The 25,061-nt window shown below is 73.2% G+C and carries 17 protein-coding genes; 8 read left to right on the top strand and 9 right to left on the bottom strand.

All coding sequences use genetic code 11. The features are described 5' to 3' along the window. The first annotated feature begins 65 nt into the window (after positions 1 to 65). The gene (locus ACIQF6_RS19090) at positions 66 to 2,402 is read left to right on the top strand and encodes an ATP-binding cassette domain-containing protein (protein ID WP_400896419.1); all 2,337 of its coding nucleotides are present in this window, start codon (positions 66 to 68) and stop codon (positions 2,400 to 2,402) included. A gap of 236 nt (positions 2,403 to 2,638) precedes the next feature. On the opposite strand, the gene ACIQF6_RS19095 is transcribed toward ACIQF6_RS19090, so the two are convergent. From ACIQF6_RS19095 to ACIQF6_RS19120, 6 genes are all read right to left on the bottom strand, one after another. Then, positions 2,639 to 3,397 (bottom strand): hypothetical protein, encoded by a 759-nt coding sequence (locus ACIQF6_RS19095; RefSeq protein WP_400896329.1) that lies wholly within the window; start codon positions 3,395 to 3,397, stop codon positions 2,639 to 2,641. Positions 3,398 to 3,668: 271 nt separating this feature from the next. Continuing rightward, a complete protein-coding gene (locus tag ACIQF6_RS19100; protein WP_400896331.1) occupies positions 3,669 to 4,175 on the bottom strand; it encodes a DUF2004 domain-containing protein in 507 nt (168 codons plus the stop codon). Between the two features lie 286 nt (positions 4,176 to 4,461). Next, positions 4,462 to 8,478: a Pls/PosA family non-ribosomal peptide synthetase gene (locus tag ACIQF6_RS19105; RefSeq protein ID WP_400896333.1), complete on the bottom strand. Its 4,017-nt coding sequence runs from the start codon at positions 8,476 to 8,478 to the stop codon at positions 4,462 to 4,464. A 2,300-nt stretch (positions 8,479 to 10,778) separates the two neighbouring features. After that, a complete protein-coding gene (locus ACIQF6_RS19110) occupies positions 10,779 to 11,186 on the bottom strand; it encodes a DUF6193 family natural product biosynthesis protein (RefSeq protein ID WP_400896336.1) in 408 nt (135 codons plus the stop codon). 95 nt (positions 11,187 to 11,281) lie between these two features. Beyond that, positions 11,282 to 11,830 carry a hypothetical protein gene (locus tag ACIQF6_RS19115; protein WP_400896338.1) on the bottom strand — a complete coding sequence of 183 codons (549 nt, stop codon included), beginning with the start codon at positions 11,828 to 11,830 and terminating at the stop codon, positions 11,282 to 11,284. A gap of 647 nt (positions 11,831 to 12,477) precedes the next feature. Then, the gene (locus ACIQF6_RS19120; RefSeq protein WP_400896340.1) at positions 12,478 to 13,065 is read right to left on the bottom strand and encodes a TetR/AcrR family transcriptional regulator; all 588 of its coding nucleotides are present in this window, start codon (positions 13,063 to 13,065) and stop codon (positions 12,478 to 12,480) included. Between the two features lie 134 nt (positions 13,066 to 13,199). Here ACIQF6_RS19120 and ACIQF6_RS19125 point away from each other — a divergent pair, with 134 nt between their 5' ends. Next, complete coding sequence (locus tag ACIQF6_RS19125) at positions 13,200 to 13,919, top strand: histone deacetylase (RefSeq protein ID WP_400896342.1); 720 nt, start codon at positions 13,200 to 13,202, stop codon at positions 13,917 to 13,919. A 195-nt stretch (positions 13,920 to 14,114) separates the two neighbouring features. Here ACIQF6_RS19125 and ACIQF6_RS19130 read toward each other — a convergent pair whose 3' ends face one another. Further along, positions 14,115 to 15,434, bottom strand: a complete 1,320-nt coding sequence (locus ACIQF6_RS19130) for a UDP-glucose dehydrogenase family protein (protein WP_400896344.1) — start codon at positions 15,432 to 15,434, stop codon at positions 14,115 to 14,117. Positions 15,435 to 15,999: 565 nt separating this feature from the next. Here ACIQF6_RS19130 and ACIQF6_RS19135 point away from each other — a divergent pair. The 3 genes from ACIQF6_RS19135 to ACIQF6_RS19145 all read left to right on the top strand — a co-directional run bounded on the left by ACIQF6_RS19135 (position 16,000) and on the right by ACIQF6_RS19145 (position 19,888). Further along, positions 16,000 to 17,391, top strand: coding sequence for a sporulation protein (locus ACIQF6_RS19135; protein WP_400896346.1), 1,392 nt, complete (start codon positions 16,000 to 16,002; stop codon positions 17,389 to 17,391). A gap of 372 nt (positions 17,392 to 17,763) precedes the next feature. Then, positions 17,764 to 18,987 carry an FAD-dependent monooxygenase gene (locus tag ACIQF6_RS19140; protein WP_400896348.1) on the top strand — a complete coding sequence of 408 codons (1,224 nt, stop codon included), beginning with the start codon at positions 17,764 to 17,766 and terminating at the stop codon, positions 18,985 to 18,987. 160 nt (positions 18,988 to 19,147) lie between these two features. Beyond that, positions 19,148 to 19,888 carry an SDR family NAD(P)-dependent oxidoreductase gene (locus tag ACIQF6_RS19145; protein WP_400896350.1) on the top strand — a complete coding sequence of 247 codons (741 nt, stop codon included), beginning with the start codon at positions 19,148 to 19,150 and terminating at the stop codon, positions 19,886 to 19,888. Positions 19,889 to 19,906: 18 nt separating this feature from the next. Here ACIQF6_RS19145 and ACIQF6_RS19150 read toward each other — a convergent pair whose 3' ends face one another. Next, on the bottom strand, positions 19,907 to 20,845 hold the full coding sequence (locus ACIQF6_RS19150) for a carbohydrate kinase (RefSeq protein ID WP_400896352.1): 939 nt from the start codon (positions 20,843 to 20,845) through the stop codon (positions 19,907 to 19,909). 285 nt (positions 20,846 to 21,130) lie between these two features. On the opposite strand from ACIQF6_RS19150, the gene ACIQF6_RS19155 reads away from it, so the two are divergent. Continuing rightward, entirely contained in the window at positions 21,131 to 23,029 is a 1,899-nt protein-coding gene (locus ACIQF6_RS19155; protein WP_400896354.1) for a cellulase family glycosylhydrolase, read from the top strand. An 86-nt stretch (positions 23,030 to 23,115) separates the two neighbouring features. Here the strand turns inward: ACIQF6_RS19155 and ACIQF6_RS19160 are convergent, their stop codons facing one another. Next, the gene (locus ACIQF6_RS19160; protein ID WP_400896356.1) at positions 23,116 to 24,030 is read right to left on the bottom strand and encodes an SAM-dependent methyltransferase; all 915 of its coding nucleotides are present in this window, start codon (positions 24,028 to 24,030) and stop codon (positions 23,116 to 23,118) included. A 54-nt stretch (positions 24,031 to 24,084) separates the two neighbouring features. Between ACIQF6_RS19160 and ACIQF6_RS19165 the strand changes: the two genes are divergently transcribed. Further along, a complete protein-coding gene (locus tag ACIQF6_RS19165; RefSeq protein ID WP_400896358.1) occupies positions 24,085 to 24,540 on the top strand; it encodes a MarR family winged helix-turn-helix transcriptional regulator in 456 nt (151 codons plus the stop codon). Between the two features lie 94 nt (positions 24,541 to 24,634). Then, the gene (locus ACIQF6_RS19170) at positions 24,635 to 24,994 is read left to right on the top strand and encodes a PRC-barrel domain-containing protein (RefSeq protein ID WP_400896359.1); all 360 of its coding nucleotides are present in this window, start codon (positions 24,635 to 24,637) and stop codon (positions 24,992 to 24,994) included. Positions 24,995 to 25,061 lie beyond the last annotated feature (67 nt).

Here is a 25,061-nt window from a genome sequence, read left to right on the forward strand (position 1 = left end):
GCGGCAACCACAACGACAGCGGCACGGGCACCGGCACGGGCACCGGCGGCAGCACCGACGACGGCATGGTGCGGGTGCGCGGGGCCCGGGTGCACAACCTGCGGGACGTGGCGGTGGCCGTGCCGCGCGGGGCGGTGGTCGCGTTCACGGGCGTGTCCGGGTCGGGGAAGTCCTCGCTGGCGTTCGGCACGCTGTTCGCGGAGGCGCAGCACCGCTACCTCGAATCCGTCTCGCCGTACGCCCGCCGGCTGCTGCGGCAGGTGGAGGCGCCGCAGGTGGAGTCGGTGACGGGCATGCCGCCGGCGGTCGCCCTGGAGCAGCGCCGTTCGGTGCCGTCCTCGCGTTCCTCGGTGGGCACCATCTCCACCATGTCGAACCTGCTGCGGATGCTGCTGTCGCGGTGCGGCGACTACCCGGCGGGCGCGTCGCGGCTGGATTCGGACGCGTTCTCGCCGAACACCCCGGCCGGCGCCTGCCCGGAGTGCCACGGCCAGGGCGTGCTGCACCGGGTGACGGAGGCCTCCCTCGTCCCGGACCCGTCCCGCTCCATTCGCGAAGGCGCGGTCGCCTCCTGGCCGGGCGCGTGGCAGGGCAAGAACCTGCGCGACATCCTGGGCGCCCTCGGCCACGACCTGGACCGGCCCTGGCGGGAACTGCCCGCGCAGGAACGGGAGTGGATCCTGTTCACCGACGAGCAGCCGGTGGTGACGGTCCATCCGGAGCGCGAGCCGGGCCGGATCCAGCGGCCGTACCAGGGCAAGTACAGCAGTGCCCGCCGGCTGGTGCTGAAAGCGTTTTCCGAGTCCCGCAGCGAGGCGACCCGCGCCAAGGCCGCCGCGTTCCTGGAGCAGTCCCCGTGCCCGGTGTGCCACGGCCACCGGCTGCGTCCCGAAGCCCTGGCGGTGACGTTCGCGGGCCTGCCGATCACCGACCTGGCCGCTCTCCCGGCCGACCGGCTCGCCGCCCTGCTGCACCCGTTCACCGCCCACGAGGGCCCGACCGGCCTGCTCACCGCCGACCTGACGGACCGCCTCGCCGCGCTGCGCCGCCTCGGCCTCGGCTACCTGTCGCTCGACCGCGCCGCCCCCACCCTGTCCACCGGCGAGCTGCAACGCCTGCGCCTGGCCACCCAGTTGCGCTCGGGCCTGTTCGGCGTGGTGTACGTGCTGGACGAGCCGTCGGCGGGCCTGCACCCGGCGGACACCGAGGCGCTGCGCGAGGTCCTCGCCGAGCTGCGGGCCGCCGGCAACTCGGTGTTCCTGGTCGAGCACGACATGGCGGTGGTCCGCGGCGCGGACTGGCTGGTCGACGTCGGCCCGGGCGCGGGCACCGGCGGCGGCCGGGTGCTGTACAGCGGGCCGGTGGACGGCCTGCGCGACGTCCCCGACTCCGCCACCCGCCGCTTCCTGTTCGCTCCCCCGCCCCCGCCCGCCTCCCGGGGCCGCACCCCGTCCGGTGTGCTGCGGCTGCGCGGCGTGACTCGTCACAACCTCCGCGACGTCGACGTGGACGTGCCGCTGGGCGTGCTGACGGCGGTCACGGGCGTCTCGGGCGCGGGCAAGTCGACCCTGCTGGGCGCGGCGGCCGAAGCGGCGGCGGAAGACCCGTCCGTCGGGCGGGTGGTGACGGTCGACCAGACGCCGCTGGGCCGCACCCCGCGCTCCAACCTGGCAACGTACACGGGCCTGCTGGACGCCGTCCGCAAGCTGTTCGCGGCCACCGACGAGGCCCGCCGCCGCGGCTACGACGCGGGCCGGTTCTCGTTCAACGTCGCCTCCGGCCGCTGTCCGACCTGCGAGGGCGCGGGCGCGATCGAGGTCGAGCTGCTGTTCCTGCCCACCGTCTGGAACCCGTGCCCGGACTGCCACGGCAGCCGCTACAACCCGCAGACCCTGGAGATCGCCTACCGGGGCGCCACCATCGCCGACGTGCTCGCCCTGACCGTCGACGCCGCCGCCGCGTTCCTCGCCGACGTCCCCGCCGCCGCCCGCGTCCTGACGGTCCTCCAGCAGGTCGGCCTCGGCTACCTGCGGCTCGGCCAGCCCGCGCCCGAACTCTCCGGCGGCGAGGCCCAACGCGTCAAGCTCGCCGCGGAGTTGCAGCACGCCCGCCGCCACCGCACCCTCTACCTGCTCGACGAACCCACCACCGGCCTGCACCCCGCCGACAGCGAAGTCCTCACCGCCCAGCTCCACCGTCTGGTCGACGCCGGCGCCACCGTCCTGCTCGCCGAACACCACCTGCCCCTCGTCGCCGGCGCCGACCACGTCATCGACCTCGGCCCGGCCGGCGGCACCGCCGGCGGCCGCGTCCTCGCCACCGGCACCCCCGCCTCGCTCGCCACCACCCCGGGCAGCCCGACCGCCCCGTACCTGGCCGCGCACCTCACCGCCGCGACCTGACCCGACCGCGCCCGACGCCCCGCACCCGACACCCCTCCGCGCTCGGCCCCGGGGGCCAACCCACGTGCGGGTGCCGCTCGTTGAGGACGTGACCGGCCCGGTGCAGGATGTCGCTCTCCAGGACGGCGCGAGGGCCGGCGCCCGGGACGACCGGGTGCGCCGCGCGACGCCCCCGACCGAACGCCGTCCGGCCGCCGGCGCGGAGCGCGTGGCGGCCGGACGGCGGGGCAGGCGGGTCAGCGGCCGGGCGACCCGGCGTCGCGCTGAACAGGCTCGCCGTGGACGAGCCGCCCTGGCGGCGGCAGCGCCGGGTACACCTTGTCGACGGGCCGAAGCGCCGGGTGCGAGTCGGCCTCGTCCCCACTGGGAACGCCACCCGTGGCGGGGGTGCCCCCGGGCGTGGCGGCACCGGCGGGCAGCGGGATGCCACCGGGCGTGGCGACCTCGTCCGACAGCGGCACGCCACCCGGGGTCGCGACGTCCTCCGGCAGCGCGACGCCGCCCGGGGCGGCGACGTCACCGAGCCCGAAGGTGTAGGCGGGCGCGCCGGTGGTGGCGTTGGCCGGCACGGTGGTGCTCGGCTTGTTCGAGCCCGTGGTCTTGGCCGGCTCGGACGTCCCCGCAGTGGAGTTCGGCTTGGACGTGCCGGTGGACGAGTTCGGGTTCGTCGAGCCCGTCGACGAGTTCGGCTTGGACGTCCCCGCGGTGCTGTTCGGCTTGGACGTCCCTGCGGTGCTGTTCGGCTGGTTCGAGCCCGCGGTCTTGGCCGGCTTGTCCAGGGTCGTGGTGGTGGCCGGCTTGTCCAGGGTCGTGGTCGTGGCCGGCTTGCTCGTGGTGCCGTTCGGTGCGGCGGCCGTGGTGTCGGCAGGGGGGTACTTGACGGGTGCGGAGTCGGTGAGCCCGACCGGGGCGCCCAGGGCGGCGGCGGACGGGGCGGCGAGCAGGGTGATGGCGGCGGCCGCGAGCAGCGCGGCGCCTCGGAAATGCGGTGCCATGGGGGGTTCCTCGTGATCCCGGCCGGACGGCGTGCGCTGTGGCGGCGGCCCGGCTGCGGTCGGAAGCGGGTAATGGGTTGCCGGAGGATTCCTAACCGCTCGCCCGGCCGATGGTGCGGCTGCGGTCCGCTTTCCATACCGACGGTCCATCGCCCGATCCCTCGTCCGCCGTGCGGTGCGGCCGCCGTCCGCCGCCGGCGGCCGCACCGCGCACGAAGAGGCCGGGGACCGCTGTTCGCGATCCCCGGCCGGGAGCCGCGCCCGAAGGCGGTCAGCTCTCCCAGTCGACCGAGGCCACCGCGCCGTCCGCCGCCACCCTGACCACGAGTATCTGATCGCTCAGCTCGGGTTCGAACACGTAGTCCAACATCACCGGAGACTCGTCGGACGGTCCGCTCAGCCACAGCTCGATGCCGTTCAGGCGCATGGCCGCCACAAAGGCGCCCGCCCCGACCTCTTCGCCCGCCGCCTCCCGGACGAGACGCCCGACCGTCTCGCTGTCCTCCAGCTCGTCGACGTGGAAGTCGATGAAGGAGCGGTCCTCGTCCAGGTACGCCCGCAGAGCCGTTCGTGCTGCCGCGTCGAGGGCCGGCGGCTCGGTGAGGCGGGCGGCGAGGGCGTCCAGCTCTGCCGCACCCGGCTCGCTGGACGGTCCGGCCCACAGCCGGACCTCGACCTCGCCGGCTCCCAGCTGCACGGTGCTCTGCCAGACGACATCCGTTTCGCGGAGCGCTCCGATGTCCAACCGCCCGAAATGGGCGTGCTCAATGGCCTTCATGCCAAACACTCCGTTCGCCTCTCCGTGTCCGCACAGGCCGGCACCGCAGTCTTCACACCCAGGTGCCTCGTCCTCGACCCGTTGCGTCAACGCCGCTCCGGACGTTACCGACCGCCTCCGACACTCGGCCGCACGGAGCAGCCACCTGCTGACGGTGTGCCGGTTCGTCTCGGGCGCCGGCCCGGCGCGAGGGCGGAACGGACGGGGCTCCCCGGCGGTCGGGCGAGGCGTCTCACGTCTCGACCGACCGGCCGGCCGGGGAGCCCCGTGGCTCTCCGCTCCACTTTCAGGAGTTACCGGCTCGGCGCGCACCCGAGGCCGGTCCGGCCCCGGCCTTGTGGCGCGGGTTCTGCCGGCGGACCGGTTGCTGCTCCTCGGGGCTCCGCGGCGGCAGGCCGACCGGGTGCGCGGTCGGCCAGGCGGCCACCGGGTTGCCGATCCAGCGGGTGCTCGCCGGGATCGACTCCCCGCGCATCGCCAGCGAGGCCCCGCCGATCGACGCGCCGGTCCCGATCGTGGTGCCGGGCAGCAGGATCGAGTTGGGCCCGAGGGTGGCGCCCTCGTCCAGCTCCACCGTGCCCAGCCGCATCACCCGGTCGTGGAACAGGTGGGTCTGCAGCACGGTGCCCCGGTTGACGCTGGCGCCGGGGCCGACGGTGACCAGGTCGGCCTCCGGCAGCCAGTGCGTCTCGCACCAGGCGCCGCGGCCGATCTTGGCGCCGAGGCTGCGCAGCCACAGGTTGAGGTAGGGCGTGCCGATCAGGGCCTGACCGCCCCAGGGCATGGCCAGCTCCTCGACGAAGGTGTCGTAGAGCTCGTTGCGCCAGACGAAGCTGGACCAAAGCGGGTGCTCGCCGCTGCGGAACCGGCCGACCAGCAGCCACTTGGCGAGCGTGGTGACCAGGCAGGCGGCCAGCGTCGCGCCGGCCAGCACGATCCCGCCGACGGCCAGCGCCGCAGCCAGGCCGTCCCGGTCGATCACCTCCTGGAGCGCGCCGAAGACCAGGTCGCCCAGTATCACCGTGAGCACCACCGGCAGCAGCCGGCACAGCTCCACGCCGGCCCGGGCCAGCATCAGCCGACGGGGCGGGTCGTAGGTGCGTCCCTCGTCGGCCTCGTCGGCCACCCGGGGCAGCTCGATGCCGGGCCGGCCGAGCCAGGAGGAGCCGGGCGCGGCCTCGGCGGGCGCGTCGGAGAGCACCCCGACCAGGGCCCGCTCGGGCAGCTCGCGGTCGGCGCCGACGATGCCGGAGTTGCCGACGAAGGCCCGCCGGCCGACCCGGGACGGGCCGACCCGCAGCCAGCCGCCGCGTACCTCGAACGGGGCGATCAGGGTGTCGTCGGCGAGGAAGGCGCCGTCGTCCACGGACATCTGGCCGGGCAGCGCCAGCACCGTGGAGGCCTCCACCCGGCTGCCGATCCTGGCCCCGAGCAGCCGCAGCCAGACCGGGGTGATGAGGCTGGCGTAGAACGGGAAGAGGGTGCGGCGGGCGGTGTCCATCAGCCGGTTGACGGCCCAGACGCACCAGGCGACCTTGCCGTGCGCCGGGTGGTGGCCGGGCTTGATCGGCACACTGAGGATCCGGATCAGCAGCACCAGCAGCAGCGCGTAGACCGCCAGCGTCATTACCGTCAATTCCACACTGAAAGACACAAGTTGGAACAGTGCGCTGCCGAGCGTGCGGTCGGTGTCGAGCATCGGGTAGAGCACCAGCAGCCCGGGCACGGCGGCGATCAGCGGCAGCAGGGTGAAACCGAACAGGCCGAGGCCGTAGGCGAGGTTCCAGAAGCCCCCGTGGCGGCGGGCCCGGCTCGCGGCGGGCCAGGGCTCGCCCGGTTCGCTGCTGGGACGGGCGGGCGCCCCGTGATAGCGCAGGCCGGCCGGGACGGTGTCGACCACGCAGCTGCCGGGGGCGACCTCGGCGGCGGCGCCGATCCGGGCGCCGGGCATCAGGGTGGCCCGGGTGCCGACCCGGGCACCGGCGCCGATCTCGATCGAGCCGAGGTGCAGCAGGTCGCCGTCCAGCCACCAGCCGGCCAGGTCCACGCCCGGCTCCACCGAGCAGTCGGCGCCGAAGACGGCCAGGCCGGTGATCGGCGGCAGGGCGTGCAGGTGGGCGCCCCGGCCGACCTTGCAGCCGAGCAGCCGGGCGTAGTGCCGGGCCCACGGGGTGCCGATCAGGTCGCCGGCGCCGAACGCCACGGCGGCCCGCTCGGCGGCCCAGAGCCGCAGGTGGGCCAGGCCGCCGCGGGGGTAGCTGCCGGGACGCAGCCCGGCGGTGAGCAGCCGGGCGCTGAGGGTGGTCAGCAGCAGTCGGCCGATGGAGCTGGAGAACAGCAGCAGGCCGGTGATGATCAGCCACCAGGGGGTGTGCGGGGCCCAGTTGAGCCGGCCGCCCATCAGGTTGTCCACCCCGGCGACGGCGAGCACCCAGCGCACGCTGGTGACGGTGTAGAGGACGGCGAGCACCAGGGTCTGGCCGATCGCGGCGCGGCGCGGGGTGCGGCGGACCTCGCGCTGCCGTTCGGGTCCGCTGTCCTGGCCGTCCAGGACGGCGGCGAGGTCGGCGAGCACCGGGTTGGCGTACAGGTCGGCGACCGAGAGGCTGGGGAACCTGGCGCGCAGCACCGAGATCAGCCGGGCGGCGACCAGGCTGGAGCCGCCGAGCGCGAAGAAGTCGCTGTCGGCCTGGACCGGCAGGCCGAGGGTGGCCTCCCACTGCTCGGCGAGCCAGCCGGCGGTGCCGGTGAGCCGGGCGCGGTCGCCGCCGTCGCCCTGGCCGAGGCCGGGCAGCGGCCAGGGCAGGGCGTTGCGGTCGACCTTGCCGGAGGTCTTGGTGGGCAGCTGGTCGACGACGGCGAGCAGCGGGACCAGGGCCGCCGGCAGACGTTCCTGGAGGAGTTTGCGGGCCAGGGCGAGGTCGGGCTCCACCTCGGGGTGCGGCACCAGGTAGCCGACCAACAGTTGGGTGCCGGCCGGGTTGGTGCGCACGGCCGCGGCGGCGGCCCGGATCCCGGGCAGTGCCTGCAGGGCGGCGTCCACCTCGCCGAGCTCGATCCGCCGGCCGCCGAGCTTGACCTGCTCGTCGGCGCGGCCGACGAAGATCAGGCCGCGCGGGTCGGCCACCACCAGGTCGCCGCTGCGGTAGACCCGCCCGCCGGGCAGCGCGGGGTGGGCGGTGAACTTCTCCGCGTCCTTGGCCGGGTCCAGGTAGCGGGCGGTGCCGATGCCGCTGATCAGCAGTTCGCCGGTCTCGCCCCAGCCGACCGGGTGCCCGGCCTCGTTGACCACGGCGAGCTGCCAGCCGTCCAGCGGGATGCCGATCCGCACCGGTTCGCCGGGCAGCATCTGGGCTGCGGTGGCGACCACGGTGGTCTCGGTGGGGCCGTAGGTGTTCCAGAACTCGCGGTGCGGGGCGGCGATCCGGTGCACCAGGTCGGACGGGCAGGCCTCGCCGCCGACGATGATCAGCCGGACCTGGTCCAGGCACTCCTGGGGCCAGAGCGCGAGCAGGGTGGGCACGGTGGAGATCGCCGTGACGGCGCGCTCGACCAGCCAGGGGCCGAGGTCCGTGCCGGCCTTGACCAGCGAGCGCGGGGCCGGGACCAGGCAGGCGCCGTGCCGCCAGGCCAGCCACATCTCCTCGCAGGAGGCGTCGAAGGCGACCGAGAGGCCGGCCAGCACCCGGTCGCCCGGACCGAGCGGCTGCTGCTGGAGGAAGATCCGCGCCTCGGCGTCCACGAAGGCGGCGGCGGAGCGGTGGGTGACCGCCACGCCCTTGGGGCGGCCGGTGGTGCCGGAGGTGAAGATGATCCAGGCGTCGTCGTCCAGCGACGGGCCGTCGGCCCGGCCGACGGGCGGGACGGTCCGCTTCAGGGCGACCTGCCGGCCGGCGCCGATCACGGCGCAGACCCGGGCGTCCTGCCAGATCATTTCGGCCCGCTCGTCGGGGTCGTCGGCGTCCACCGGCACGTAGGCGGCGCCGGCGGCGAGCACCGCGAGGATCGAGACGTACAGGTCGGCGGAGCCGGAGGGGACCCGGACGCCGACCCGGTCGCCGGCGCCGATCCCCCGTTGGTGGAGCCAGTTCGCCAGGGTGCCCACCTCTTGGAGCAGTGCCTGGTAGTCGAGCACCGCGCCGTCGGCGTCCAGGGCCGGGGCCTGGGGAAACGCCTGCGCGGTGGCGATCAGGATGTCGAGCAGGGTACGCGCCTGGGGCACCGGGGTCACGGGCCAGACGGCGACCTCACGAGCGGACCGGTGCGGATGGGTGATGGGCACCGGGTCGTGGCTCGCAGCCATGGGTATCTCCTCGAGTCGCTGAACGGTCGAATACGGAGCTGACGGGGCCGAGCAAGCACTGCACAGGAATGACGGCCGACGATCTTCCCGGGTGGACAGTGCGCTCATTCACCCTGCCCGAAGCTGATGGTTTCCCGAGCGAAGAAGCGCGAAAACAAAGCAATTTCTCATCCAAGCAGGAAAGCCCTCCGGTCCCGATCGAATCGGATGCCGGAATCGATGCCGGGGCGGTACGACGCCTGGTCAGTGCACCCACCAAGGCCGCCGACCCGACTCCCCGCGCGACATGGACTTCCGGTGAACCTCAGCCCAACGACGAGGGCCGCAGCCGTCACCTGAGCCAGACCTTAATCGAAGATAATCCCTTAATTAAATGCGGTTGTATACCTTAAGGAAGCCTGAAGTGGCCTGCGCCACAAGGGCCATTCGCATACTGATCCCTGCGCGGCGATCATGGATCGGGTACCCACGTCCGTACGATCACCGACCTCGCGAGGCCCAGCCCCACGCCTCGAGATCGCCGCCGCCCCACCCCGCCGTCGAGCCGGCTCGGCGACGCCGCCCGCGCCGCAGCAGACACACCATCAGCAGGTCTCCGGCCCGGCCGTCAGCCGGGTCGATCACTGCGGCGACCAAAAGATTCCCCCACGAACAGCCAAATCCGGACCAAATTCCACAGATCGACGATCAAGGCGTGCAGGGCAACCTGGGGCACATTTCGGATTTCGACGGCGCGAAGACCTGTCCATGCGCACGACAGGAGTGCACAAAGGTGGAATTATCGGCACGCTTAGCCGAAATGCCGAGGGCGAGGCGGCCCGCCGGATTTCACGCGACCTGGAATCACCATTACCGGAGACCCGGGCGCGAAGAGCCGGACAAGCTGGTGACCGGAACAGCCGCCGGCGCGGTCGCGGCGCCCGCCGACTCGTCTTCCCGGCTGCGCATAAGCGCCAACTACGGCGGCCGCGGTTGTGCGCCGGCCCCTGGAGGGTGAAATCAGCCCCGGCAAGGTGGTCTGCACCGGAAACTACGCGCGCGGCCGTGCAGTGCGACGGAAAGCTGATGCTGCACAACACGAGCGGATCGACAATCCGGGCGAGCGGAACGAATGGGCACAATACCGCGGCCGCGACCACGCGGGCCGACGGAAACCTCGCGGCGCATTCGAAGTCCGGCGAAATCCCGGATACACCGCCCCGGCGCTCGGGCAGGTGGGGCAATTCCGGCTCCCACTTCCCCTTCCTTCTTCTTCCAGCCCGACGGAAACCTCGCGATGTACCGCTCCCGGGGTGGCCCGAACTCTTGTCGGAGCCATCCGGGGAAGCGACGCCTACGGAAAGCAGTCGCCGCCCAGGAGCCCGGCAGGAGAGCCTCCGACCTGGCCCTACGCCGCCTCGGACGAGCCCGCCACCCGCCTCGACTGGGCCGCCGGCATCCGAGCCGTCGCCGGCACCACCGCCGGGGTGCCGACCAAGGGGCCCACCTCGGCTCGGATGTGATCCGACGGGGGCGCCCACTTCCACTTGCACCTTGCGCCGCGTTGCGGTGAACCGAAGTCCGCCACGACCGTGGAAGCCCGCTCACGTTCAGGGAATGGCTTCCTGAACCTTCCCGCCGTTGATCGCCTCGGGCCGCGGCGTAGTTCCACAGCGGAATATCGTACGGGGGCCACTGCCCAATGCCGCCGGAATCCCGTGACCAATTTTTGATCCCCCTGAACAGCGCCGGAAAGTCCACCCATCAAGGTGCTGCACACTGCTGCCATTGAGCTGAAGAATCGTCCGGGCGGGTCGGTGCCGCCGAAGGCTCCCAGGGTCGCCCGGGCATGCCCAGGAATGCGGAAAAGCCGCACCCGAGTGGCAGAGGGAACCGACGAACAGCGACCGGAAGTGCATTCAACGGTCGAGTCGGACGAGCGAGTAAGGACGTCTGGAGACCGTATCGCCCGCCGCCCGTCACCCGTAGCTCCCAAGCGGTCTCAGGGAGCGACCTCTCGTGCCGGCCCGCCCGGCGGATCTGGACAGCGCGGAAGGCTCCGGCTCACTTCGGAGCAGTCGAAACTCACTCGAATTCGACGTTTTTGCACTTCACGGTGGTTAGGGTCGTTTTCGTAGCCTTCGCGATACGACGAGACACCCGACCCGGAGCCCGACATCGACCGCTGCGGGCACACGGGCACACGGGCAAGGAGCAGCTCGACGCCGTGGCCCGACCGTCTCCGGACGACCCGTCTCACCGAAGCTTGAGCGGTCTCGGCAAAGCTCGACGGGCACCCCGGCTGCAACTCTGCGGCCGGTTCAGTCGGTGGAGCTCCCCGGCGGGGGCCACGGCCCCTCGAAGGCGGGCCCGCAGTCGTCGGGCAGATGGGCCACCACCAGCGCAGCTGCCTCCTGCGGCGTGAGCGACTCACCCTGGACACGCTCCGGCGCGCCCAGCGGCGCGTTCACCATGCACCCTCGTGCGTCGCCCGCGATGAACGGCAGGTCGTTGCTCCACGGGAACTGCGTGTTCCGGTGAAAGCTGAGCGCCCCGTGGCTCGGGACCGGGAACAGGGCCCGCAACCGAGGTGCGGCGTAGGCGGCCTCGATGACTGCGGGCTCGCCCCTTCGTGCCCCGGGAAGCCGCTCCAGTACTCCCCGCCAGGTCTTCTCGACCACCGGCTCTTCCGCCGTCCCGCGATCATGGCGTCCGGTCTCGACCGTCACCACCCGCCCCATCCGGATGGTCGGACGTCGCCGAGCACCGCTAGACATCGGTGTGACGGGTCACCGGCCCCCGGTTCCCGTCGCGCTGTCGGCCGCTACGCCCTCCGCGGCTTGCGCCGTCTGCCCCAACTGCCGTCCGGCCGAATCCGGTTCTGTTCCAGCATCATCGCGTCGAACCGGGCTTTGCTGGTCACGTCTCGCGGTTCCGGTTGGAGCGTGGTCGCCGTCGATCGCCACGGGACGGCCGAGGCCCAACCGACCAGGGGCATGGTCTCGTCGTAGTGCGGAGCGAACCGCGCGACGGTGATGACGGGCATCCGGTGGTGCAGGCTGCGGACGTGTTCGAGGAATGCCTCGGGCAGCGCGACGTGGTGTGTCTCCAGGTAGTGCGGGAAGTCCTGACGCCACAACCAGGCGCCGTCGGTCATCAGCGAGGAACATCCCGACGAGTGCCGATGGGCCTCGCCGGTGAGGACGTCGTGCCCACCTTCCATGACATCGATCAGGGTGTGGCCGGCGTCCAAGTAGGCCACCAGCTCGGCCTCGTCCGGCTCGCCGACGGGCCGGACGGCATCGCGGACGGATCCGTTCGGCCGACCGGAGCGGTTCTCGAACTCGTCGTAGAAGCCCAGCAATCCCAGCACCACGTCTCCTCCGACGAACCGTTCCGCCCTGCCGATGCCGACAGATGCGGCCGCCGTTCGATGATCGGTGCGGGAGCCGGACGGTCATGCGCGGCCGCAGGCCACAGCGTAGACACTGCCCGCCGACGGGTAGCGCCTGCGGCCCCAGGAATCTTCCCGGCTTGCCGGCGGCGAACGGCGTCCCTGCCCCGCCGGCAGCGGGGCCCGCGCCGTGACCATGGACCCGGGCCGGTCCTCCACGAGCACCACCCCTTCATCGGGCGACTGCGGGGAGACCGTTGCCGGCCGGAGGGCGTCCGTCACCTGACTCGTCGGCAGCTCCGAGAGCTCTGGTCGCGCACTGGGCTGCGGGCAACGAGTGGTTCGACGTGGAGAACTGACCCCATCCGCCCGAACTCCCGTTCCATGCAAGGCAGTTCGCCAGGTTCCTACAGCACGGCTCCACACGCTTCGCGACGCACGGCGCGAAGCCCGCCCCGAGCGCCCGCGCACGCACGGGCACACCACCCGCACTCGTCGTCCACTCCGGCCGCGCCCACGGTGCGTAGCGCCCGCCCGGGCCCGACTCGCCACACCTGTGGGCGGTGGACGGCGCCCTGGGTCCCGGCCCCGCCGGAAACCCCCGGGCGGTTCGATCGCCAGGGTTCTCAGTGGTCGAGCAGGGCGGCCAGGTACCGGTCGGCGTCCGCCGCCAGCTCGGCGCGGCCGGGCGGGTTCGCGTGCCCGCTGCCCGCCGTTCCGTTGAACAGGACGCCGTCGCACCAGCGGACCAGCCGCCGTGCGTCCGCGGCCGGGTCCGCCGAGCCGCAGGCGCGGAGCAGTTGCCCCGCCACCTCCATGAAGCCGGCCCCCAACCGGTCGTAGACGGTGCGGAGTTCGGGGCGCCGGGCGGCCTCCAGCGCCAGTTCCATCCGGGCCACCGTCAGTGCCCGGCCCGCCGTCAGCGCGTGCTCCAGCCCGTCCGCGACCACGCCCACCAGTACGTGCCGCGCTGCCGCGCCCGCCCCGATCGGCCGGGCCGGCACGTCCCCGACCATCCCGGCGGCCTCCACCTCGGCGATCCGGGTCAGTGCCACTTCGAGCAGCGCCGACCGGGTCCGCGCCAGGTTCGACGTCGATCCCACCGGGAGCCCGGCCGCCTCGTCCACCGCCCGGTGCGTCAGCCCGCGCAGGCCACGCTCCGCGATCACGGCGATCGCCGCATCGGCGATCCGGGTCGGTCGTGCCACAGTCATGCCGCGATCATCCCGCGCCCCGACCGCGACACCCAAATCCCCCGCCGCACCGCCACCCGGCCATTCCCCGGACCCGCCGTCGGTCCGCGCCGCCGAGCATTGCAGTGCGTCAGGCGGCAGCTACCGTCGGCCGCATGAACGAGTCCCGACCGCCACGCGCCCAGCCCCTGCCGTCGGCCCGCCGGCCGTCGCCACTGCCCGGCCTGCCCGCTGCCCCCACCTCGGTGTGGTACGCGGCGTACGGCTCGAACATGCACGCGGGCCGCCTCGCGCACTACATCGCCGGGGGCCGTCCCGCCGGTGCCGCCCAGACCTGTCCGGGCTGCCGCGACCGGACACTGCCGGAACGGACGCTGCCGGTGATGCTGCCCGGAACGCTGTACTTCGCCCTCGAATCCCCCACCTGGACGGGTGGTTCGGCGTTCTACGACCCCACCGGGACCGGCGACGTGCCGGCCCGGGCCTACCTGCTCACCGTCGAGCAGTTCGCCGACATCCTCGCCCAGGAGATGCGCCGCAAGCCCGGCACCGGCGCCGACCTCGACCTGACGCATGTCCTGGCCACCGGCCGCGAGCGGTTCGGCCCGGGTCGCTACGAGACCGTGCTCTGCCCGGGCGGCCTCGACGACATCCCCGTCCTCACCTTCACCGCGCCCTGGACGCTCGCCGAGGCCGCGCTCAACCCGCCCTCCGCCACCTACCTCGCCAACCTCGCCGCCGGCCTCGGCGAGGCGCACGGCTGGACTCCCGGCCAGGCCGCGGCATACCTCGCCACCCGCCCCGGCGCCACCGCCCGCTGGACCCCCGACTCCGTCCTCCGCGCCATCCGCCCGGCCTCCCGACCCTCCATCTGACGCACTGTCGGTTGAACCCGTGAGCCCGCGAGACGCCGAGCCGGCGGGGAGTTCCAGCCGAGCGGTTCACGAGTTCGAAGGCCGGTGTGCTCACCCGGGTCTTCCTCTTGAGCTCACCCGCCTGCTCGATGGCGCCGAGGCCCGTCCGCCCGTCGGCCGCCCGAACGGCCTTCGGCCCGACGGCGGCGGTCCCTCTCAAGGGCGCCCGAGGGCGCGGTAGGTCCAGCCGGCGGCCCGCCAGCGGGCGGGGTCGAGGGTGCCGCGGCCGTCGATCATCCGGGCGGCGGCGACGCGGGCGGCGACGGTCCTGGGGTCGATGCGGGTGAACTCGGGCCACTCGGTCAGGTGAAGCACCAGGTCGGCATTGTCGGCCGCCTCGATCGGGTGGTCGGCGTATTCGAGCTCCGGGTGTGCCTTGCGGGCGTTGTCGAGGGCCTTGGGGTCGAAGACGGTGACGGTGGCGCCGAGCCGGTGCAGCTTCTGGGCGACGGCGAGGGCCGGGGAGTCGCGGATGTCGTCGGTGCCGGGCTTGAAGGCGGCGCCCCAGACGGTGATGTTCCTGTCCTTGATGGTGCCGTCGCACTGCTCGCGGGCGAGGTCGACCATGCGCTCGCGGCGGCGGTCGTTGATCGCGTCGACCTCACGCAGGAAGGTCAGGGCCTGGTCGGCGCCGAGCTCGCCGGCGCGGGCCATGAAGCCGCGGAGGTCCTTGGGCAGGCAGCCGCCGCCGAACCCGAGGCCGGGCCGCATGCCGCGTCGGCCGATCCTGGCGTCGTGGCCCAGCGCCTCGACCAGCAGCTGGACGTCGGCTCCGGAGGCCTCGCAGACCTCGGCCATGGCGTTGATGAAGGAGATCTTGGTGGCGAGGAAGGCGTTCGCGGCGGACTTCACCAGCTCCGCGGTGGCCAGGTCGGTGACGATGACCGGGGTGCCGGACTCGATGATCCTGCCGTAGGCCTGACGGATCACCGACTCCGCGCGGGTGCCTTCGCCGGTGAAGCCGAGGACGATCCGGTCAGGGTGGAGGGTGTCCTCGACCGCGTAGGACTCGCGCAGGAACTCCGGGTTCCAGCAGACCTCGACCTGGTCGCCGGCGGGGGCGAACTCCCGCAGGATGTCGATCACCTGGCGGGCGGTGCCGACCGGAACGGTGGACTTGCCGACGATGACGGCCGGGCCGGTCAGGCAGGGGGCGAGCTGGCGGACGGCCGAGAAGATCTGGCTCAGGTCGTAGGCCGTCTCGCCGGGCTTCTGCGGGGTGCCGACGCCGATGAAGTGCAGGTCGGCGAAGGCGGCGGCCTCCGCGTGGGAGGTGGTGAACCGCAGCTGCCCGCTGGCGGTGTGTTTGGCCAGGAGCTCGTCCAGGCCGCGCTCGAAGAACGGTGCGCGGCCGGCGTTGAGGGAGGCGACCTTGTCGGGGTCGGTGTCCATGCCGAGGACTTGGTGGCCGAGTTCGGCCATCGCGGCGGCGTGGGTCGCGCCGAGGTAGCTGCAGCCGATGACGGTGAGCTTCACGAACGGTGTCCTTTCGAGCGGGGTGGGACCGCCCAACCGGTGCCCGGCCCGGTCGGGGACAGGGGCGTCGGGCTCCGGGCCGGGCGGCGGGGTGGCGGTGGATGCCGTGGCGGACGAACGGCGGGACGGTCAGGACGAGCAGGAGGGCGAAGGGCTGGACCTCGACGCCCTCCGCGAGCGGCAGGATCCGTTCATCGCCGCCCCGGGGGGCCGAGTGCCGTCCGGTCCGCGGCGGTGCTGGGCCAGGCCCGTCGCCGCGACCGTGATCTCGTGGCGGGCGGCGTCCGCGCCGGCCGGTCCTGCGAGTGCGCGCATCTGGTTCTTGCCCCCGAGCATGAATCGGCGTGAAGGTCCCCGCCGGAAGGCCTGTGTTCCGCTCCGGCGGAGGCCCGGGGCATCAGACAACCGCTTCCAGCCCGGGCCGGGGCAGGGCTCGCAAGGGGGCTCACAACTCGCGAAAGCGGTCGGCGCGAGCGGCGAAGGCATACCCTCGGTGATCCCGGCGTCGGTGCCGGACGTACGACTCCCCGTGCCCACCCGCGCGGGACCGATTGAGGGGGACGCTGTGGCGCCGACCACCCGCCGGGCCAAGCCGCCGAACGACTTGCTGACCCGGATGATCGAAAAGTGTGACGGGGCCAGCCACAAATCGCTGGCCCTGCGCGTGAACCGGCTCGCCCACGAGGCCGGGCTGGCCACGACGTACACGCACACCTCGGTCGCGAACTGGTGCCGCAGGGGCATGGTCCCGGACTGGCCGGTGCCCAAGCTGCTGGCCCAGGCGATCGGCGAACGGCTCGGCAGGCCGGTGCAGTTGGCAGAGATCGGGATGGCGGACGCGCGGACACCGGACGCCGCGGTGGGGTTGGATTTCCCGCGAGACCCCGCCGACGCCGTGCGCGTCGCCACTTCGTTCTGGAGCAGTGTGAACCGCCGCGACTTCCTCACCGGAACGGGCTTCGCCGTCGCCGCGTTCACCACCCCGGTCACCCGCTGGCTGGTCACCCCCGCCGACGACGATGCCGCCCACCGGGGCCGCGGCCGGGTCGGCGCAGCCGACCTCGCCGAGTTGCGGGACGCCGCCGACGACGCCCGCCGGTGGGACTCGAAGTACGGCGGCGGGAACTGGAAGGCCAACTCGGTCACCGCCTGCCTGCGGGAGCGGGCGGTGCCGCTGCTGAACGGCTCGTTCGGCGACGGCGTGGGGCGCCAGCTGTTCTCGGTGACCGCCGAGCTGTCCCGGCTGGCCGGCTGGACCGCTTTCGACGCCGGCCAGCACGACGCCGCCCAGCGGCACTTCATCCAGGCCCTCCGCCTCGCCCGGGCCGGTGGCGACGTCGAGCTCGGCTGCTACGTGCTGACCACGATGGCCATGCAGACCATGCTGCGAGGCTTCGCCGGCGAGGCCATCGACATGGCCCAGGGCGCCTTCCAACGTGCCAAGGGCGAGGCGGCTCCCAGAGTGCTGGCGTTCACCAAGCTCATCGAGGCCCGGGCCCATGCCCGCGACGACAACGCCAAGGCCGCCTCGGCCGCGCTGGCTGCCTCCGAGAGCCTGCTCGACCAGGCCCGCGACGACGCCGGGGACCCCCCTTGGATCGACTTCTGTCACCATGCCCGGCTCTCCGCGGATGCCGCCGAGGTCTGTCGCGACCTGAAGAACCCCAAGGCCGCGCTGGCGTGGAACGCTCAGGCCGCCGCCATGCAGACCGGGGTGTTCACCCGCTCGGTGGGCATGCGACTGGCAGTCGTGGGGACGGCCCATCTCCAGGGCAAGGACCTGGAACAGGGGCTGGAGCTCGGCAATCGGGCCGTCGACATCCTCGCCCGCGTCCAATCGGCCCGGGCTCTGGACTACGTCCGTGAGTTCAGCACCGCCCTGGCCCCCTGGCGGCGGGAATCGGCTGTGCGCGACTTCCTGCACCGCACCCGCGCCGAGCTCGGCATGGCGGCCTGACGCCTGAACGCGGCCGGCCGGCCCCTCCCCGCCTCCGAGCGCCCGGTCGGCCGACGGCCCCTCACGACGTGCCCGTGCGGGGCGCATTCGGCCTGGGCCGGGCGGAAAGGGCCCGCACCTCGTAGCCCGGAAGCGCGAGCTGCCGACACAGTCGCCGGTTCTCCAACTGCCCGCCGAACAGCGGGCTTCGACGTCAGCCCGCAGGGCCACAAGATCCTTGGCGCCCTCGGCAGGCTCGCAGTTCCTTCAGCCTGCCGACCTGCTTGCGCAGCCGCCGCCCGCACCCGCACCACTCCAACTACAGCTGTAGTACGCTCGGCTTCAGCAAGCGACACTACAGTTGTAGTCACGTCGGCCGATCGGAGCCCTGCCATGCCGTCCGCACCTCACCCCGCCACCGACGAGCGCCCTGCGATCGTGCTCGGCGGCGGCATCGGCGGCCTCGCCGCCGCCCTCGCCCTGCACCGCCGCGGCCTTCCCGTCACCGTTCACGAGCGCGCCGCGAGCCTCGAACCGGTGGGCGCGGGGCTGGCGTTGGCGCCCAATGCGCTGCGGGCGTTGGACGTGCTGGGTGTCGGCGCGCGCCTGCGCGCCCTCGCGGTGCGGCATCCGGCCGTGGGCCTGCGACGCCCGTCCGGCCGGTGGCTGGCCCGGACCGACACCGATGCCGTACAGCGGCACTTCGGCGACCCGGTGCTGGCGGTCGCCCGGGCCGAACTGATCGCCGCCCTGCTGGACGCCCTGCCGCCCGGGACCGTCCGCACCGATTCGCCGGCCACCCTGGTCGACGCCGGCGACGCGCAGACCCCGGCCCTGGTCGACACCCGGGACGGCCGGCGCGAGGCGTCCCTCGTCGTCGCGGCGGACGGCATCCGCTCCGCCACCCGGGCGCACCTCTTCCCGCACCACCCGGGGCCCCGCTACTCGGGGTTCACCACCTGGCGGACCGTCATCGACACTCCCGAGCGCCCGCCGGCAGCCGTCGGCGAGGTGTGGGGACGCGGCGCGCTCACAGGCATCGTGCCGCTCGCCGCCGGACGGGTGTACGTGTACGCGGCCGCGCTCGCCCCGGCCGGGGAGCGTGCCGCTGACGGCGACGAGCACGCCGAACTGCTTCGCCGGTACGGCAGTTGGTGCGCCCCGCTGCCGGAGTTGCTGCGGCGCACCGATGCCACGCGGGTGCTGCGCAACGACGTGTGGGCGCTCACCGACCCGCTGCCGGCGTTCCACCGCGGCCGGGTCGCCCTGCTCGGCGACGCCGCGCACGCCATGTCACCGTTCCAGGGGCAGGGCGCCTGCCAGGCCGTCGAGGACGCGGTGGTCCTGGCCTCCGAACTCCCTTCCCCACAGGCGGAGTCGGACCCGATCGCCGCCCTCCGCGCCTACTCCGCCGCCCGGCTGCCCCGCACCTCCCGGATCGTGGCGGGCTCGCACACCATGGGCCGCCTGGTCGCCGTCCGCTCCCGCCCGGGCGTCCTGCTCCGCGACGGCGCACTCGCCCTCGCCGGACGCCTCCCCGACCGCTTCCTGCTCGACCGCTCGGCCCCCACGTTCACCTGGCAGCCGCCCAGCCCGGCAGTCGAGACCAGGAGTTGACGCTCAGTCATATGTTCTCGGACCAGAACACCGATCACACCGAACCCGAGCCGTTCGACACCCTGAAGTGTCAACTCGCCTTCCTGACCCGGCGGGTAGGTGATTGCTGCCCGGCGGGTCGGTGATTGCCGCTCGCCGGTCCGGGCCGCACCATGGTGGCATGAACGAGAATACGAACGGGCGGACCGTGGCGCTGGTGACCGGCGCGAACAAGGGCATCGGGTACGAAATCGCAGCGGGCCTCGGCGCGTTGGGCTGGCAGGTCGGCGTGGGGGCCCGGGACGGGCAGCGGCGCGACGACGCGGTGCGGACGCTGCGCGCTCGCGGTGTGGACGCCTTCGGGGTGCCGCTCGACGTCACCGACGACGAATCCGCGAAGGCCGCCGCGGAGCTGCTCGCGGAGCGCTTCGGGCGGCTCGACGTGCTGGTCAACAACGCGGCGGTGGCGGGTGGTTGGGAGCAGCAGCCGAGCACGGTCGACCTGGCGACGGTGCGGCTGGTGCTGGAGACCAACGTGCTGGGGGTGATCCGGGTGACCAATGCGGTCCTGCCGCTGCTGCGCCGCTCCGCCGCTCCGCGGATCGTCAACATGTCCAGCGGCGTGGGCTCGTTCGCGCTCCAGTCGGACACCGGCGACTACGCCGGGCTGCCGGCGTCGGCCGCCTATGTGCCGTCCAAGACCTTCCTGAACTCGGTGACGGTGCAGTACGCCAAGGAGTTGAGCGACACGGGCATCCTGGTCAACGCGGCCTGTCCGGGCCACTGCGGCACCGACCTCAACAACCACAGCGGCCCCCGAACTCCCGCCCAGGGCGCGGTGGTCGCGGTTCAGCTGGCCACACTGCCCGCCGACGGGCCGACCGGGCAGTTCTTCAACGAGGACGGCCCGCTCCCCTGGTGACGGGACACCCGACAGGCATCAAAGTTCTGCGGCCCAGGGCGGGTTGGCGCCGGCCACCGCCACCGTCCGGGCCGCGACCCGCGCCGCGAACTCGCAGGCGCGTTCCAGGCCGTCGACCGTCAGCGGGTCCAACCGCCCGCCGAGGACGCCCTGTTCGGCCAGCCAGTGGAGCAGGCCGGCGGTGAACGAGTCGCCCGCGCCGACGGTGTCCGCCACGGCGGTCGGCGGGGCGGGCACCCGGACCCGTCGGCCGTCCAGCGAGGCGAGGGCGCCGTGTTCGGCCAGGGTGATCACCACCAGCCGGGCGCCGGCCCGGTGCCAGTGGTCGCAGGCCTGCTCGGGCGTGGTGTCGGGCAGCAGCAGCGCCAGGTCGTCGGCGCTCAGCCGTAGGATGTCGGCGAGGTCGCACCAGCGGTCCAGCCGCCGCCGGTAGACCGCCGGGTCGACCAGCAGCGGGCGGACGTTCGGGTCGATCGACACGGTGGCCGAGGCCCGCACCTCGGCCAGCAGCTCCTCGATCCGCGGGCCGCCGGGCTCGCGCACCAGCGCCAGCGAACCGGTGTGCACACACACCGCCCCGTCGGACTTCGCCGACGTCAACTCCCGCTCGGTCCACTGCCAGTCGGCGGTGCCCTCGGCGTGGAAGGAGTAGTCGGCGTGGCCGTCGCCGTCGAGCGCGGCCAGCGCCAGGGTGCTCGGTTCGGCGGCCCGCACGGTGCCGGACAGGTCCACCCCGGAGCCGGCCAGGTGGGCGCGGAACAGCTCGCCGAACGGGTCGGTGGAGATCCGCCCGAGGAACCGCGTCGGCGTCCCCAGGCGGGCCAGCGCCACCGCGGTGTTCGCCGGGCCCCCGCCCGGCAGCACCCGCAGCGCCAACTCGCCCGGCCGCGCCGCGCCGCGCTCCACGAACGCGTCGGCGACGCACTCCCCGACCACGGTGATCGACCGACCCGCCATCGAAACCAGCCTCCCATCAGGGCGAACGCACATCGGACCGGTCTGGACTCCATCACCGCGACCCGCCCCGAGTCAATGCGGGCCGAACCCCGGGGTGTCGCCGCCGGACGATGTACCTTTCAGCGCGCCGCCCGCCCCGCCGCACCTCACATGGGAGCGCTCCCAACGCTATTGACACCGCCCGAGCGCATCTGGCGTCATGTCCCGCATCCCCAAGGGCCCTTGTCGGAGCGCTCCCCCACCCCTGTCGGACGCCCCCGTCCGCGTCCAGAGAGGAACGAGCCCATGCGACTCCCGTTCCCCCGGCACCTGTCGCACCTGTCGCGCCTGCCGCACCTGTCACGCCTCTCGCGCCGGTTGGCGGCCCCGGCCGCCGCGCTGGCCGCACTGCTCGCGGCCACCGTCGCCACCGCCCCGGCTGCGCCCGCGGCACCCGCGACGCCGGTGGCGTCCGTCGTGCCCGCCGCCCCGGCCGGGTCCGCCGCTGCTGCGGCGGGTGCCGGCTACTGGCACACCAGCGGCCGGAAGATCCTGGACGAGGCCGGGAACCCGGTCCGGATCGCCGGCATCAACTGGTTCGGCTTCGAGACCGCCAACTACGTGGCCCACGGCCTGTGGAGCCGCGACTACAAGTCGATGATCGACCAGATGAAGTCGCTGGGCTACAACACGATCCGGCTGCCGTACAGCGACGACATCTTCAAGGGCACCACCCCGACCAGCCTGAACACCTCGGGCGGGATGAACGCCGACCTGGTCGGCCTGAACTCGCTCGGTGTGATGGACAAGCTGGTCAACTACGCGGGCAGCGTGGGCATGAAGGTGATCCTCGACCGGCACCGGCCGGACTCCGGCGGGCAGTCGGCGCTCTGGTACACCTCCTCGGTGCCGGAGTCCACCTGGCTGGCGAACCTGCGGACGATCTCCGCCCGGTACGCCGGCAACTCGGCGGTGGTCGGCATCGACCTGCACAACGAGCCGCACGACCCGGCCTGTTGGGGCTGCGGCGACCAGGCCACCGACTGGCGGCTGGCGGCGCAGCGCGGCGGCGAGGCGGTGCTGGCGGCCAATCCGAAGCTGCTGATCTTCGTGGAGGGCGTGCAGTCCTTCAACGGTTCCTCGTACTGGTGGGGCGGCAACCTGCAGGGCGCGGGCCAGTATCCGGTCCAACTGAGCGTCGCCAACCGGGTGGTGTACTCGGCGCACGACTACGCGACCAGTGTGGCGCAGCAGTCCTGGTTCTCCGACCCGAGCTTCCCGTCGAACATGCCGGGCATCTGGGACAAGAACTGGGGCTACCTGTTCAACCAGAACGTCGCGCCGGTGTGGGTCGGCGAGTTCGGCACCACGCTGCAGTCCGCCACCGACCAGACCTGGTTGCGGGCGCTGGTGCAGTACTTGCGGCCGACGGCGACGGCGGGCGCGGATTCGTTCCAGTGGACGTTCTGGTCGTGGAACCCGAACTCGGGCGACACCGGCGGCATCCTGAACGACGACTGGACGACCGTGAACACGGTGAAGGACGGCTACCTCGCGTCGATCAAGTCGCCCGGCTTCGGCGGCGGTCCGGGTGGCGGCGGCCCGGGTGATACCCAACCGCCTTCCGTTCCGGGCGGGTTGACGGTGACGGGCACCACGGCGAGCAGCGTGTCGCTGTCCTGGACGGCGTCGACCGACGACACCGGTGTGACGGGGTACGACGTGTACCGGGGCGGGTCGAAGGTCGCATCGGTCACCGGAACCTCGTACACCGACAGCGGGTTGAGCGCGGCGACGGCGTACAGCTACACGGTCCGGGCGAGGGACGCGGCGGGCAATGTGTCGGCGGCTTCGGCGGCGGTCACGGCGACCACGTCGGCGGGCGGCGGGAGCAGCGCCGGGTGTTCGGCGGCGATCAGCCTGAACGACTGGGGCAGCGGCCTGACCGCGACGGTGACGGTGACCAACACCGGCACGGCCCCGACCACGGGCTGGCAGGTGGTCTGGACCTGGCCCACCGGGCTTCAGATCAGCGGGAGTTGGAGCGCGGACGTGGCGCGCAGCGGGCAGACGGTGACGGCGACCAGCATGTCGTACAACGGGGCGCTGGCCCCGGCGGCGTCCACCACGTTCGGCGTTCAGGCGACTCGTACGGACTCCTCGGCGGTGGCGTCGGCGACGCCGGTCTGCACGGCGACCTCCTGACCGGGGCGACCGCGCTGCGGCATCCGCCCGTTCGCCCGTTCACCCGAGCAGTGGCGAACGGGCGGATGCCGTTTGCAGGTTGGCGGTCAGGCCCGGGCGGCCTCCAGGAAGCCGTTGGTGGCGGTGCCGGTGGCGGGCGGCAGAGTGCGGCCGTGGCGGGCGGCGAGGTCGTCGAGGGAGGTGAAGCGGATGGTCCAGCCGTGGGCCTCCAGCCAGTCGGCGGTGCGGGGTCCGAGACCGCCGCGCCACAGCGAGGTCATCTCGGTGAGGCCCTCCTCGACGGGGGTGCGGCTGACGTCGCGGCCCTGTTCGACCAGCAGGCGGCTGCCGGGAGCGGACAATTCGCCGACCGTGGTGAGCAGTTGGGCGGCCTGGTCGGCTTCGAGGTAGACCAGCAGCCCTTCGGCGAGCCAGGCGGTGGGCTGCCCGGGGTCGAAGCCCTCGGCGCAGAGCCGGTCGGGCCAGTCGGGGTCGGTGAGGTCGGCGGGCAGCGCGGTGCGCTCGCACTGCGGGCGGGCGCCGTGCGCGGTGAGGACCTGCTCCTTGAAGGCGAGGACGGGCGGCAGATCGATCTCGTACAGGCGGGTGCCGTCCGGCCAGGGCAGTCGGTGGGCGCGGGTGTCGAGTCCGGCGGCGAGGATGACGACCTGGCGGGTGTCTGCGGCGAGCAGCCCGTCGTCGTAGTGGCGGGTGCGCAGGATGCCGTGCATCAGCAGGCGGCGGGCGAGCGGCCCGAGCGGCTTGTCGCCGGGGCGCGGCGGGGCGCCGGCGGCGGTGACGAAGGCGAGCGCGTAGGGGTCGATGAACAGCGGCTCGGGCTGGGCGCTCTCGTAGGCGCGCCCCCGCGCCACGGCGAGCGCGGTGCGGGACACGGGGCTCAGCTGCTCGGCGGCGGGCACCTGCCCGGCGGTGGGCCGTGACTCGCCGGCAGGCGGCTGCTCGGCGGTGGGCGGCTGCTCGGCAACGGGAAGGCCGGGGCCGGCCGGCTCTTGGGTCGTCATGCCCTCGAAACTACATCGGTAGCGATACATCTGTGAAGATGTATTCTTCCGGGCATGGACGGCGTACGGCTTCTGCGGCTCGGCAAGCGACTGACCGAGCTCGGCCGGGAAATGGTCACCGACCACGCCTCGGCGACCCTCTCCCCCGGCGAGATCGCGGTGATCTCCGACGTGTACCGGCACCCGAACACCTCGGTGCAGGACATCCGCGCCCGCACCGGCTTCGCCCAGAGCCACGTCTCCACCTCGGTCGCCCGTCTGCGCGAACGCGGGCTGCTGGACGCCGTCCCCGACCCGGCGGACGGGCGCCGCACCCTGCTGAGCGCCTCCGAACCCGCCCGCCGCTACATCAGGGCCCGGGTCTCCCGCCCCGCCGAGCCCGTCATCGCCAACGCCGTCCCCGACCCGGAGCAGGCCCGCCGGGTCGCCGAGCTGCTCGACGAGCTGGCCGGCCTGCTGCTCCCACCGGACCAGGCGGTGCGGACGGGCGGGCCCGACCACCGTCGGTGACCATGGACGGGGCGGGGAATCCCCTCGTCCAGCCATCGGCCGCACCCCGTCGGGCCGTGCGGTCGGTGGACCGTCCAGCCATCGGAGGCCGTCAATGATCTCGATCGCCGACATCCGTGAGTGGCGTGGCCACGACGTGGTCGACCAGGACAGCAAGAAGATCGGCACCCTGGAGAACGTCTACGTCGACACCGCCACCGACCTGCCGTCCTTCGCCACCGTCACGGTCGGCCCGATGTTCAGCAAACGCCGCCTGGTGTTCGTCCCGGTCGCGGACGCGGTGGTCGGGCCCGACTACGTCCGGGTCCCGTTCGACCGCAACCTCGTGAAGGGCGCGCCGTCCATCGACCCCGACGGGGTGCTGACCGCCGAGCAGGAACCCGAGGTGTTCTCGCACTACAACCTCGCCTACGCCACCGGCGCTGGCGGCGAACGGCGACTCGCCCGCCGCTGACCCCGCCCCGGCAACGGGAACGGGAACGGGAACGAGAACGGGAACGAAGGCCGGGGGCGAGAACGGA

The sequence above is a fragment of the Kitasatospora sp. NPDC092948 genome (assembly GCF_044754805.1).
Classification (GTDB): Bacteria; Actinomycetota; Actinomycetes; order Streptomycetales; family Streptomycetaceae; genus Kitasatospora.